Genomic DNA, 13,132 nt, shown 5'->3' on the forward strand with positions numbered 1-13,132 from the left:
TAAAATGCGTCCTAGAAGAGGCGACTTTGAAAAGTCATGTTTTAGAGGAGATGAATAAGATGTTTACCACCCTTTTGCAAACAAAAGACTTCGAAGTGATTGAAGAAATACCTTCAGTGGATGGAGACGAAAAGTATTTAATCCAAGAAGACAATGAAACCTTTCATTTACTGAGTGACTTCTCTAGTGTTGAGTACTTGCTAACCACAAGTGAGGATATGCCTGACTTGATTAAAGAGCTGGATTTGTTACTTGCTCAAGTTCAGAGTATTGAGTCCTTGGAGCATTTAAGAAACATCAAAGAATTGGCTAAGAAGTGTAAAAATCTAAAAGGAAGTTTTTTGATTATTACTCCTTTTGAGGTGGACTGAATGAAGAGAAGACAACGAAGGAACTTACCTTCATTGAATGAAAATTCGTTGTGTGATCTTTCTCAATGAATCGGCCAGCAAGTCTCGAAAAAACTTAACGCTCATCATCCCGGTATGAACATGAAAGGTCTGAATAGATGGATATCGATTACCGAATGGAAAGTATGAAGAGGCAGTTGGAACTCGCTTTATTTAAAATAGATGCAGCGCTGCGTTTTTCAGAACCCGTAAGAACCTCCGATTTAGAACTGGCAAAAAACTTGCTTCAAGAACTTTTCCTACCGTCAACCTGTGTCCCGAAAGAAATATTAAGTACGCTATACTGCGGTTTCCCCTATTTTTACGAAGCGGATTTGAGTTTTTCTTCTTTTGAAAAAGTAGTGAGAATTCGAGAGCTGTCAGCTGCTTTTCAATGTACGGTGCTGGGCACGTTGGAAACCAAAGAAGCTCCGGACGATCAAACCAGGCAATGGGTAGAGCAGATTGAAGGTTGGACAGAGGATGTACAGAAGAATCAAGCTCATATTGACGAATGGCTGAACCTTTTGGACAGGATCCATCTTGCATATAAAAAATCAGAGTTCCTCCCAAAAGCTTTGGCTTTTCATTTATTCAAACTTATTGGAGCATGCTTCGACAAAGGGCCTGTTCAAGAATCATATCTGAATTTCTATGCACGAATTGCAAAGATCTGTGCTTCAGAAGTGCAGAACAGCAAAAGCCCGAAGTGGGTGACCGGAGAAGCGCAGACAGGGTTGGAAGAAAAAATCGGGTTCCCTGAAGAGTTTGCGGGTCTGGGGCAAGACTGGGAGTTCATCGTCGCTGACGCGTCTCGATTAGACGAATTTTTGAAAGCCTACACGGAGTTGAATTTGAATATCGAAGAAAAATTCACTCTGATGATCATCATTGCGGAGTCTTACAACGATCTGCTGTGGGAATACGAAGTAGACCCTGGAGATTTGGAACCGCTGCGTAAGTTGTTGATCGAAGATTTCTTTATTCATAAAGAAGGAATCAGATATTGGATAGAAACACTTGATGAAAACCCGGATAACCATGAAGATTCTTTTCCGATTGCGCTGTTCATGAAAGAGCTTGTTAGATCGCAAGAGCTGGAGAACAAGTGGGCTTTTTGAATCTACTGTAGTTATTAGGGGGATGATCGTGGAGGGTGCAGAGGGCGTGATGCCAGAATCCGACTTCGGTTAATGACAAGTACAACGGCGGCGCGCAGTATCACGAAGATCGGCAGTGATTGAGTTTAAGAGGAGAAGAATAAAATGTTCACCATTCTTTTGCAAGTAGAGAACTACAAAGTGATTGAAGAGTTGACTTCAGTCGAAGGAGACGAAGAATATTTAATCCAAGAAGAAGACAGTGAAAACTTCCCTTTGCTCAGCGAATTATCTAATTGTGAGTACTTGCTGGTCATAAGTGAATGGATACCTTACTTGATGAGAGAGCTGGATTTGCTGCTTGACCAAGTCCAAGATATTCAATCTTTGGAGCATTTAAGAAACATCAAAGAATTGGCTGAGAAATGTAAGGATTTAGAGGGAATCTTCTTGTTTATTACTCCTTTTGAGGTGGACTGAATGAACAAATCCAATGAGCTTATAAATGATTTTTACCTAAAGCAAAGAAAGTATAACTGTTTGTAGGGCATAAATTTAAATAGAAGTTTAGATGGAGAAGAAAGACTACGACTACCATTTAACCATCAACTCACAGAGGATGAAAATTTGTTGTTCACTTTTTACTGTAACGAGTTTCGATTTGAAGTGGTGAAAATATGCAGTGAGGAGTCGAAGAGCTTCGAAGAACAATATTCTGCAAGAAGACGGGAGTTGAATACGAGGCCGTTTTTTATACAAGCTGGAGTGCCAAAGAGCATTCCTGTTCGATCGGAGCAAGACGAGTCGCTGTGGGACGCTATAGAATCGGTGTTTCCTCTACAAGGTGAGAGTACGGTACTGGTGTGGAATTATATTCCGATCCTGCTTGGTTACAAGTACGATATCGCTCTTATGGTGGAAGATCTTTTGCTTATTATCGAAGAGCTGCAAAGTCGGTGTTCGGGCGAGCTGACCAACCATTGGATATCGAATACATTTGCTCACGAGTGGCGATTTCTATGGAACGATCATACATTTGAAAAGGAAATAAAGGAGGGAGATCATGAACGATCTGGAATGGATACAAGATTGGTACGCCCGGCATTGCGACGGAGATTGGGAGCATAGCTGGGGTATACATATGGAGACGCTGGACAATCCCGGGTGGAAAGTCGCGATCCATCTGGAAGATACCGAGCTGGAGAGCAAAGACTTCGCACCGATCCAAATCGATCGAACGGAAGAAGATTGGCTGTATATCAAAGTGGAGAACGGCGTCTACGAGGGAGTAGGCGGGGCGCATAATTTAATCGAGATTTTCAGCACATTTCGGAAATGGGCGGAGACGACGTGAAGACCTTTATTCGTTCGTTCATGCCGATCAAAAAAGCTTGAGAACTCCGCTATCGGTCGGGTTCCCAAGCTTTTTTTCGTTTAAGCGACTACCCTTTCACCGCCCCCGCCACAACCCCTCTCACGATATATTTTTGCAGCAGGATAAACACCAGAATCGATGGCATTACCGCCATGACCATCGCCGTCATCGCGTACTGCCAGTCCGACGTGTACTGACCAACAAACGTATAGGCGGCGAGCGTCAGCGTCTTGGTCGCCGGCGAGCCGTTGACCATCAGCAGCGGGAGCAGGAAGTCGTTCCAGATCCACATGACGTCGATGATGATGATGGTGGTCGTTACGGACTTCAGCAGTGGGAAAATGACGGAGAAGAACAACCGGAAGCCGGAAGCTCCGTCGATCGTGGCGCTTTCGTCGATCTCGCGCGGGATGCTTTTGACGAAGCCGTGGTAGATGAAGATCGCGAGCGGTGCGCCGAACCCCCAGTACAGAATGCCGAGGCCCCAGGTGCTTTCGGACAGGTGCAGGGCTTTGGCCATCTGGAGCACGGTCAGCATGATCGATTGAAACGGAATCAGCATCGGGATAATGCAGAGCATGTACAGCACGCCGCTCATGCGCGAACGGCTGCGGGACATTTTGTAGGCGGCGATCGACGAGAACAGAATGATGCCGGCCAGCCCGATTCCGGTGACGATCGTATTGTTGAGGAACAGCCGCGGATAGTTGACGGCTTTCCAGACGTAGGCGTAGTTGGCGAAGCTGAACGACTGCGGCAGGGCGATCACGTCGCTCATGACTTCGGCGAAGCTCTTGAACGAGTTAATGACGGTCAGAATCAGCGGATAGAGAAACAGCAGCGACAGCAGGACCATGCCGATTTCCAGCACCAGACGGCCGGGGCGGATACGCCGTTTGGGCACTGCGGATACGGATTTGGACATCTTAGGCTTCGACCTCCCGGCGTTTGAAAATATAGAGCTGGACGAACGTGATCGCAAGTACGGCGACGAACAGAATCAGTGCTTTGGCGGTGCCGTACCCGTACAGATTGTTCTGGAACGTATCCCGGTAGATATCGTAGGCGACGCTGTACGTCGTGCCGCCCGGCCCGCCGGAAGTGAGCGACAAGATCACATCGAACACCTTGATCGCGTTGGTCAGCGCCATGAACACGGAGATGGTGATCGACGGGGCCAACAGGGGGAGCGTGATGCTGAAGAATCTTCGGACAGCGCCCGCACCGTCGACGGTGGCGGCTTCTTTGAGGTCGTCCGGCACGGACTGCAGTCCGGCGATATAGATGACCATGTAGAACCCGACGGACTGCCAGATCGAGACGCCGAGAATAGAGACGAAGGCCAGACCGGGTTCTCCGAGCCAACTGAGCGCAAACACGGACCAGCCGGTGGAGTCGCCGAGCGATTCGAAGCCCTGCATGAAAATGAATTTCCAGATAAAGCCGACGATGACCAGACTCAGAATGTACGGGACGAAAAAGGCGGCCCGCAGCCAGTTGGTCGAGCGCAGTCCCATGTCGAGAACCAGAGCCAGCGCAATCGCCAGTACGTTAACGAGTACAATATACAGAATCGTATACTTGAGCGTGAACAGGGCGGCATTCGTGAAATTGGCGTCACCGGTCAGGATTTGGCGGAAGTTGTCCAGTCCGATGAAGGTCGGATTCTTGGCGATGCCGTTCCATTTGGTCATGGAATAGCGTACAGTCAGCACAAACGGCACATAGAAAGCAAAAGCGATACAGATCAGGGCGGGCAGCGTAAACAGGCCGAACTCCAGCCGCTCCCCGCGTCTTCTTCCCAGATTGAACATGGCGCACCTCTTTTTCGATAAACGGATTCTTTCACCCGGGGCCCCAAAACGGAACGTTTGCGGCTCTGCGCGAAAAGGTATGGATTTTCTCGATGTTTGTATTATAGAATGTCGATATTCCAGCCAGAATGGACGAAAGAAAACTCTTGAGGGTAAAAAGGTGAACGAATATGCAAACGCTTACTTCGGAAGGAAGAGAAACGGCCGGGCGGCTGTGGAGACGCCTGACCGGCAGACTGGCGTACAAACTGTTCGTGCCGTTCACCACGATCGTGATTCTGGTCGTGGTGCTGCTGAGCGTGGTGTCGGATCAGAGGCTGCGCGGGGAAGCGGTTCGCCGCAGCATCGACAGCGCCGCCAACAATCTGCTGCTGGTCAACCGGAATGTGCAGGACTACATGGACGGGATTGCGCAGCTGACGCTTCCCCAGCTCCAGTACGACGATCTGATCCGTGCCGTGCTGAACGAAGAAAACGACTACGGATCGCGGATGTATCTGGAGAATTATCTGCGCCGGATGTTCTATTCGCGCAGCGATCTGGACGGGATGGAGCTGCATATCGTCAAGACGAACAAGACCTATTCGGTGACGCGAGAAGCCTACAATGTGGTGATTCGCGCGGCTCCGGACAGCGGGACGGCGCGGTCGGACTGGTATAGGCGGCTGAAGGAGCGGCCGGACAACCAGCTGTACCGCTCGCTGCTGCAGCTTGAGCCCGGTCCGGCCGCGGCCGAAGGCGAAGGAGAACGGTTCCTCGCGTATCACCGGGTGCTGCGCTCGATCGCATCGCGCCAACCGCAGGCCGTGCTGACCGTATACGCCAATCCTTCCGGGCTGGACACGATCGTCCGGGATGCGCCGCTCGAACAAGGCGAACATCTAATGCTGCTGAGTGCGGACGGGGATCCGTATTACACGGACGATCTCGGCTTCTATCGGCAGGCCGCGTCCGGGGGACTGGTACGGAAGCTCGCCCCTCCGCGTCCCTCGTAACGGCCGATAGAGCGGAGAATGGAGATGAAAATGTCTTGGGTCAGATCCAGCGCGAGGTCGTCGCTCGAGACCTGCCTGCGCACGAAACGGTAGATGTCGTCGTAATAATGCCGGACCAGTTGGTCGGCGGAGGCCCGATCGCCGCTTCGCCGAATCCGCTTGATGAGGCGCAGCTCGTTCAACCGCCCAACCTCCTTTTTTCTGTGATTCTATCTGTATAGTCGATGGGGACTGCGGAATAGTTTCAGCAGGCTGCGGCTACTTTTTTACCCCTAACAGGCCGCTTATGTACATTCTGCTCGGGCCTCGTCCTGCCCTAAAATAGCGGTAACGGATGCGGGTCGAGCTTTCTTTTGGAAATGCCGATCCGCTTCACTTTTCGAATACAGGGGGTACGAAAATGTTCAAGAAAATGTTTGCCCTGCCGGCGGTACTGCTGCTCGGCACATCGCTGCTGGCCGGCTGCGGAAGCAGCCCGGCGGCCGATACGGGAAGCACGGGATCGACCGGAGAAGCCGCCGCCGACCAACCGGTGACGATCAACATGTTCACGGCTTCGCCGGAGTATACGGATGCTTTCAATGCCTATATCGAAGAGTACAAGAAGGTGAAGCCCAACGTAACGATCAACCTCGAGATCATGCAGGCCGATTACAACACCGTCCTCAAATCGCGGATTGCCGCAGGCAGCACGCCGGACGTGTTCCAGACGACGGCGGGCGGAGATATCGATACGTATGCCGATTACAGCGCCGATCTGACGGACGAACCGCTTGCGGCCGCGATGACCGACGCCGTGCGCGCCAATATGAGCTCGCTGGACGGCAAAGTGCTGGGTCTTCCGGTCAAAGGCAATCTGTTTGCGATGATCTACAACAAAGACCTGTTCGAGCAGGCCGGCATCACCGAACCGCCGAAGACGATTGCCGAGATGGACGATGCGATCGCCAAGCTTGAAGCCAAAGGAATCACGCCTTTTGCGAACGCTTACAAGGAGTGGTGGGTCTGGAAGCACGTCTTCCAGCACTATGTGGACGCTGCCGCGGAGGATGCCGGCATCACCGCGCAGGAGCTGGTGAACAAGTTCATCAAGGGCGAGACCACGTTCGGCGAATACCCGACACTCACGGACAACTTCTTTGCTTTTATCGATACGACCGTCGCACACGGCACGGACAAACCGCTTGAGCGCGACAGCAACGCCGAAGTCAGCGATTTTGCATCCGGCAAAGCGGCCATGATGACCGGCAAAGGCGCCTGGGACGAAGAAGCGATCATGAAGATCAGCCTGGATTTCAAGATCGGCATCATGGGTTACCCGGTCAGCGACAAAGCCGAGCAGTCCCGGATCATCACCGGTGCCGATCAGGCGCTGCGCATCAACAAAGATTCGGCCGCGGCCCCGCAGACGATCGAATTCTTCAACTGGCTGTACACGTCGGAATACGGCAAGAACTGGTTCTCCCAGGTTGCCAAAGTCATTCCGCCGATTAAGGACGCGCCGCTGCCGGATCTGCAAATGCCCAAAGAAATGGACGAGATTCTAAAAAGCGGCAAATCCGGCGACCTGGCCGTCAACTATTCGCTCGACACGTTCCACCAGAAATTCGGCGAGATCATGCAGGCGTATATCGGCAAAAACAAAACGAAAGAACAGGCGATCGACGAGATCCAGCAGGCGTGGATTCAGTTGGGATCGTCGCAGTAAGAAGCAAGCAGCAATCATGAAAAAAGCCCTTCGTCGAAAACGTCTTCCCGCATTGCGCGTGGACGTTTTCCGTCGAGGGCTTTTTGGCGCGGTCCGAATTTATGCCTGCTAGGTACCCGATCTCGATCGGCAGGCCGATTTAGTCCTCCTTCGGCTGGTGCTCCATCCCCCAATCGCACATACCTTCCATCAGCGGCATCAGCTGCTCCGCTTTCTTCGTTAGGCGATACTCCACTTTCGGAGGGATCTGGGGATATTCGGTACGCTGGACCATGCCGTCCGCTTCCAGTTCTTTGAGCTGCGTGCTCAGCGTTTTGTACGTGATGACTCCGATCTGCCGCTTCAGGTCATTGAACCGGACCGGAGGATTTTCCGCCAGCAGGTAGAGGATGACCATCTTCCATTTGCCGCCGATTACGGACAGCGTATAGCCGAACGGTGTGTCCTGAATATTCTTCACTTTGCCTTTGAATTCCGCCATACTCATGATCCACACTATCCTTTCAGACAGTAGCTGTCTTTAAAGTGCGTACTGTTTATTGTCTCGCGTTCATTTTATAGTAACCTTACATTCCAAGCAAAGGGGACTTACAAAAATGAATCATTCAACACTGCGTGTACTGATGCCGCAATGGCAGGGAGGGGACAATCCCCATTATTCGCTGGGCGCGGAACTGCTGGCCTGGCTGGCGCCGAATAGCGGTCAGCCGCTGGTCCGCGTGCCGGTCCGTCCGCCGGGCGCCGCACCGCTTGCGAACGAGAACGGCGTCTACGGACGGACGGAGCTGCTGGAGCAGCTCGATGCGGCCGATCATCTGATCCGCGCGCACCAACCGGATCGGGTCGTGATGTTCGGCGGAGACTGTTTGGTCGAGCAGGCGCCTTTTGCCTATCTCAATGAACGCTACGACGGAGAGCTGGGCCTGATCTGGATCGACGCCCACAGCGACCTCGTGCAGATCGACGGTTATAACCGCGCGCATACGCTGCCGCTCGGCAATCTGCTGGGCGAAGGAGACGCGGAATTCGCCAAGCGGGTGAAGAAGCCTTTGAAGCCGGAGAATATATTTATCGCGGGATTGTCGGAGCCGACACCGGAAGAAGGAGCGGCGATTGGCGAAGCGTTCCAGCGGTTGGGAATTTCGATGAAAGAATCCGATACGGCCATGATCGACCGATTGGGGATTCGAACGGCGGACGCGCGGGAAACGGCGAACGGCACGGATTCGATCAAAGACTGGATTCGCAGCAGCGGAATTCGGCATCTGGCGATCCATGTAGATCTCGATGTGCTCGATCCGCATGAATTCCGGTCGCTGCTGTTCGCCAATCCGCATGAGCCCTATACGTATTCGCCGCCGGGACGCCTTACGCTTGCCCGCTTGGCCGAACTGCTGCGCGAGCTGTCGGCGGAGACGGACGTGGTCGGGCTGGGCTTCACCGAACATATGCCCTGGGATGCGATCCATCTCAAAAAAATGCTGGCGGAAGTTCCGATTCTGAACGGGTAAGAAAAGCTTGGCCGGCCCGCGCCAAAAAGCCTGAACGACAGCCGCTTGCACGCGGCCTAAGTTCAGGCTTTTTTCTCAGGAACCGGGAACCGGCTGCGGCAGACCGCCGATCTCGTCGGGAGGCACGGCTCTGCCGAACAAGGGGCCCTGCATGCCGAAACGGGCCGATCCGCGCAGAATCGAGACCTGATCTTCATTCTCTACGCCTTCGGCGGCTACGCGAATCTGCAGCGCCCTGCCGATGCCGGCAATCGAAGCGACGATCGTCTGTCCGACCCGGCTGCTTCCAAGATGACGGATCAGATCGGGGTCCACTTTGAGGGTGTCGATCGGCAGATTCTTCAGACCGGACAGTACGGCATACGGCGCCCCGCAGCCATCGACCGATAAGGACACGCCGAGCTGCTTGAGCGCATGCAGACGGGGCAGCAGATGTTGGGGATTGCGGAGGAACAGGGCTTCCGGAAATTCAAGTTCCAGCAATTCGGGGTGTGCGCCGCTCTCGTCCAGACTATGCTTGAGCCGTTCGGGGAGGCTGTCTTGTTCAAGCTGCACGGAGGAGAGATTAATCGTGATCTTAACGGGACTGCCTTGATCCTGCCAGATTCGCGACTGCCTACAGACTTCGCTCAGCATCCATTCGCCGATCGCCGGCATCATGCCGATTTCTGCCGCGGCCGGCATGAATTGGTCCGGCTCCAGCAGTCCGTAGGCCGGCCGCTCCCATCGAACCCTTGCTTCGACGCCGGTCAAAGCCCGGGTGTCGGGATGGTATTGGGGTTCATAATGCAGAGACAGTTCGCGGTTGGAGAGCGATTCGGCCAGATCCTGTTCCAGTGCCAGCTTATCGAAGACCCAAGAAGCCGAGTCGCCGAACAGCCGGTAATGGCCTTTGCCGCCGTCTTTGACCTGATAGAGGGCGATGTCCGCTTTCTTCATCAAGCCTACCGATGTGGTATCGTCGGCCGGATAACGGGCGATGCCCATACTCGGCGTCCCCCATACTGTGCGTCCTTCGATATCGTGGGGAAGGCTCAGCTCGTCCAGAATGCGCCGCGCCCGATTCTTGACATCGTCGACTCCCGAGATGTTCTGGAAGAGCAGCGTGAACTCGTCCCCACCTTGGCGGGCGATCATATCGCCTTTGCGCATGCAGGACCGCAGACGCTCCGCTACCGAGACGAGCAGCTTGTCGCCGACATCGTGGCCCATCGTATCGTTGACCGTCTTGAACCGGTCCAGATCGATAAAGACGACGGCCAGTTCCTGTTCTTGGGCATCGGCGTCGGCCAGAGCCTGCTTGAGTGCTTCGTCAAAAGAAGTCCGGTTAGCCAGATCCGTCAGCGAATCGTGATAGGCCAGGTGATTGATCTTGGCTTCGTTCCGTTTGTTTTCCGTAATGTCCCGGCCGATCCCGAACAGTCCGACGACCCGGCCGCCTACCCAGATCGGAATGCTGGTAATGCTCACTTCGTACAGCTGACCGGCACGGTTCCGGATCGTGATGTCCTGCCGTCTCGACTGGCCTTCCCGACGCTGCTTGGCTTCTCCCCATATGCCCGCAGAAGAAGGATCGTTAATAAAGTCCGTGTAAGACATGCCTCTGAGTTCCTCTGCGGTATAGCCGAGGATTTCTGCGCAGGCTCCGTTGGCGCTCTCGAAATTTCCGTCCAGATCAAGCGAGTAGACCGCATCGGGGTGATAATCGAACAGGGACCGATACCGCTGCTCGCTGATCTCCAGTTCCTGCGTTTTTTCGTACAGATTCTGCAGCAGACGCCGATTCTCCAGCAGAATGAAGATCTGGCGGGCGATCACGAGCAGAATCGAGATTCCGCATCCGATCGTAAGGGGGCCGATCCGGCCGGTATCCAACACCATGAAGAGAAACAAGACGATGACATTCGCATAAGGAAGCGCCACGCGTACAAAGTCCCTTCTCCGACTCGGCTTCATGAGATTCTCCGCCTGCTTGGGCGCGGCTTCCGCCGTCCGGCTGCGCCGTTCCAGTGCTCCGGCGCCGCCGATCAGCAGCAGACTGAGCGTGAACACGGGATCGACCAGATTGCCCATGGCATAAGCGTCGCTCGAGATCAGATACAAGTAGACCGAGTTGGCCGCCGCATGAACCACCAGGCCTCCGACCACCAACAGAACAAGCTTGTCCGCGAAGATCTGCCGGGCACCCCAGTAGAGACTGACCGCGCCGAACAGCAGAGCGAGATCGCCGACGGGATATACCAGGGAGACGGCCAGATGCAGCATATCGGCGTCTCCGGCACTCAGCAGCGGGTCGATCAGGAAATGCCAGCTGAAGGTGGTGGCGACCGTCATGACGATCAGGACGTCGAACAGCAGGCGAAGGGCGCGGTAATTCCGCTCGATCCGGGTGAACGGATAGATGAAGGCGGCCAGATAGAAGACGATTTGAAGAATGAAGAAGACGTCCGTCCAACCCGGAGAAGGCGGAGAAATTCCCAGCACGGCTTCGTCGTACAGCCAGAGTGTCTCCGCGATCAGATAGCTGAAGCTGCCCAGCGAGAGGAGCATCCAGAAATGTTTTCTCTCGCGGGAACTTCTTCTCGCGGCATTCGTCAGCCAGATCGCCGCGATCAGATTCCCGGCGCCCGAGAAGAAGCTGCCCCCCATCGCGGAGAGGTCCGGGCTGTGTTTCCACAGGCTGATCCAGGCGTAATAACCGACAGTAAATATTATGATAAACATACAAAGAGCGATGTGTTTTTTGCGATCCGTCATAGTCTTCAAGCTCTCCTGTCTCATTCAATATGATTCTAAAGTTCTAGTTCTATAGTCTATTATAAACAGGATTGTCAAAAAAACGACTATTCAAGTAAGCAATCGGAAAAACAGGGCCGGCGACCAAGAAAGAATGTAAAAAAAGCCCGCCGCGGGAGCCGGTTCACGGTTCCTGCAGCGGACGTTGTCGGAATAAACGGAGGTCAGGCGTAGAAATTCCGTGCCCAGCGGTGAGCTTTCAACTTCTCGAGCTGCTCCTGCGGCAGTCCCTGTCCGTCGCCGATCCGCATATTGCGCTCGACGTTGCGAACGCTCCGCATGCCGGGAATGACCGTCGAGACGGCTGGGTGACTCAGTACGTAGCGCAGCGCCGTCTCGGCGATCGCGTCCTGCCCGATCTCCAGGTCCTGCGTGATCTTCTGTACCCGTTCGTACACTTCGCGCTTGCGGTCTCCGCGGAAATAACGGCTGCGGAAGTCGCCTTCTTCGAACTCCGAATCCGGCGTGATGCTGCCCGTCAGTCCGCCTTCGTCGAGCGCCACGCGCACGATTACGCCCACATTGTGCTCGATGCAGGCCGGCAGCAGGCGGTCTTCCGGCGTTTGTTCGAAGATGTTGTAGATCACCTGAACCGTATCCACGATACCGCTCTCGATCAGCTTGAGTGCGTTATCCGGTTCGTAATCGTTGATCGACACGCCGAAGTGGCGGATTTTGCCCTGCTCTTTGAGCTTTTGCACGCCTTCCAGCCAATCGCCCTGCGAGGCCCATTCATCGGACCAGACATGGAACTGCTGCACATCGATCGTATCGAGTCCCAGATTGCGCAGGCTGATTTCGGTAGAAGAGATGACATGTTCGGCGGTAAACGTCTCGCTGGACGGAACGCCCGCCCGTGCCGGCCACTGTCCGTTCGCGGGCGGGATCTTGGAAGCGACGTAGACCGTCTCGGACCGCTCGCGCATCACTTGTCCGACCAGCTTCTCGCTGTGTCCGTCGCCATACACCAGCGCCGTGTCGATAAAGTTCAGACCCAGCCCGATCGCACGGTGCAGCGCCTGAACCGATTCGTCGTCCTGGGCTCCAAGCCACCCCGAATTGCCGATTCCCCAAGCGCCGTACCCGATCTCCGATACCTGCAGTCCCGTTTTGCCCAGTGTTCTGTAGTTCATGACCATAGATGGACCCTGCCTCCTTGGCTGCCGCCGAATAGGATGTGAAAAGATCGAAACGCTATCCTTTAACCCGGATCCGGCCTTTTGATAGACGGAATAGGCGGGTTCGGCTTATTTTTTGCAAAAAAGGTCCGGTTCGTGCCGCTCTTCCCGATCGCCGATACTGTCATCTTCCTGCCGCTTATGGTTAAATGATAAGAATAACGCAGCAAATCCAGCGCTTCGACCGTGGGTGACCGCAGCATTCCGACAAGCGTACAAGCGGAAGCGGGAGAAGCTTTTTCGACGATTCGGCCATACGGGAGGAC

Annotated in this window: 13 protein-coding genes; 7 read left to right on the forward strand and 6 right to left on the reverse strand. The window is 54.0% G+C overall.

The genetic code is table 11. The features are described from left to right. Window positions 1-59 precede the first annotated feature (59 nt). From HRQ60_RS09875 to HRQ60_RS09890, 4 genes are all read left to right on the forward strand, one after another. Window positions 60-371, forward strand: coding sequence for a hypothetical protein (locus HRQ60_RS09875; protein ID WP_172195648.1), 312 nt, complete (start codon window positions 60-62; stop codon window positions 369-371). A 137-nt stretch (window positions 372-508) separates the two neighbouring features. Further along, window positions 509-1,510, forward strand: coding sequence for a hypothetical protein (locus tag HRQ60_RS09880; protein ID WP_172195649.1), 1,002 nt, complete (start codon window positions 509-511; stop codon window positions 1,508-1,510). Window positions 1,511-1,654: 144 nt separating this feature from the next. Further along, window positions 1,655-1,969, forward strand: a complete 315-nt coding sequence (locus HRQ60_RS09885) for a hypothetical protein (RefSeq protein ID WP_172195650.1) — start codon at window positions 1,655-1,657, stop codon at window positions 1,967-1,969. A 583-nt stretch (window positions 1,970-2,552) separates the two neighbouring features. Further along, window positions 2,553-2,843, forward strand: coding sequence for an immunity 53 family protein (locus tag HRQ60_RS09890; RefSeq protein ID WP_172195651.1), 291 nt, complete (start codon window positions 2,553-2,555; stop codon window positions 2,841-2,843). Between the two features lie 88 nt (window positions 2,844-2,931). Here the strand turns inward: HRQ60_RS09890 and HRQ60_RS09895 are convergent, their stop codons facing one another. Then, window positions 2,932-3,789: a carbohydrate ABC transporter permease gene (locus tag HRQ60_RS09895; protein ID WP_172195652.1), complete on the reverse strand. Its 858-nt coding sequence runs from the start codon at window positions 3,787-3,789 to the stop codon at window positions 2,932-2,934. Between the two features lies 1 nt (window position 3,790). Next, on the reverse strand, window positions 3,791-4,678 hold the full coding sequence (locus tag HRQ60_RS09900) for a carbohydrate ABC transporter permease (RefSeq protein WP_172195653.1): 888 nt from the start codon (window positions 4,676-4,678) through the stop codon (window positions 3,791-3,793). Between the two features lie 170 nt (window positions 4,679-4,848). Here HRQ60_RS09900 and HRQ60_RS09905 point away from each other — a divergent pair, with 170 nt between their 5' ends. Then, entirely contained in the window at window positions 4,849-5,673 is an 825-nt protein-coding gene (locus HRQ60_RS09905; protein ID WP_172195654.1) for a cache domain-containing protein, read from the forward strand. Here the strand turns inward: HRQ60_RS09905 and HRQ60_RS09910 are convergent. Then, on the reverse strand, window positions 5,613-5,855 hold the full coding sequence (locus HRQ60_RS09910) for an RNA polymerase sigma factor (RefSeq protein WP_172195655.1): 243 nt from the start codon (window positions 5,853-5,855) through the stop codon (window positions 5,613-5,615). The genes HRQ60_RS09905 and HRQ60_RS09910 overlap by 61 nt on opposite strands. Before the next feature lie 218 nt (window positions 5,856-6,073). On the opposite strand from HRQ60_RS09910, the gene HRQ60_RS09915 reads away from it, so the two are divergent. Beyond that, complete coding sequence (locus HRQ60_RS09915) at window positions 6,074-7,381, forward strand: extracellular solute-binding protein (protein ID WP_172195656.1); 1,308 nt, start codon at window positions 6,074-6,076, stop codon at window positions 7,379-7,381. A gap of 139 nt (window positions 7,382-7,520) precedes the next feature. On the opposite strand, the gene HRQ60_RS09920 is transcribed toward HRQ60_RS09915, so the two are convergent. Next, window positions 7,521-7,868, reverse strand: a complete 348-nt coding sequence (locus HRQ60_RS09920; protein WP_172195657.1) for a winged helix-turn-helix transcriptional regulator — start codon at window positions 7,866-7,868, stop codon at window positions 7,521-7,523. Between the two features lie 109 nt (window positions 7,869-7,977). Here HRQ60_RS09920 and HRQ60_RS09925 point away from each other — a divergent pair, with 109 nt between their 5' ends. Continuing rightward, window positions 7,978-8,892 (forward strand): arginase family protein, encoded by a 915-nt coding sequence (locus HRQ60_RS09925; protein WP_172195658.1) that lies wholly within the window; start codon window positions 7,978-7,980, stop codon window positions 8,890-8,892. A gap of 75 nt (window positions 8,893-8,967) precedes the next feature. On the opposite strand, the gene HRQ60_RS09930 is transcribed toward HRQ60_RS09925, so the two are convergent. Both HRQ60_RS09930 and HRQ60_RS09935 read right to left on the reverse strand, forming a co-directional pair. After that, window positions 8,968-11,649 carry a DUF4084 domain-containing protein gene (locus HRQ60_RS09930; RefSeq protein ID WP_172195659.1) on the reverse strand — a complete coding sequence of 894 codons (2,682 nt, stop codon included), beginning with the start codon at window positions 11,647-11,649 and terminating at the stop codon, window positions 8,968-8,970. Between the two features lie 203 nt (window positions 11,650-11,852). Beyond that, window positions 11,853-12,827 (reverse strand): aldo/keto reductase, encoded by a 975-nt coding sequence (locus HRQ60_RS09935; RefSeq protein ID WP_216671541.1) that lies wholly within the window; start codon window positions 12,825-12,827, stop codon window positions 11,853-11,855. Between the last annotated feature and the right edge of the window lie 305 nt (window positions 12,828-13,132).

This window comes from Saccharibacillus qingshengii, assembly GCF_013185195.1.
Lineage (GTDB): Bacteria > Bacillota > Bacilli > Paenibacillales > Paenibacillaceae > Saccharibacillus > Saccharibacillus qingshengii.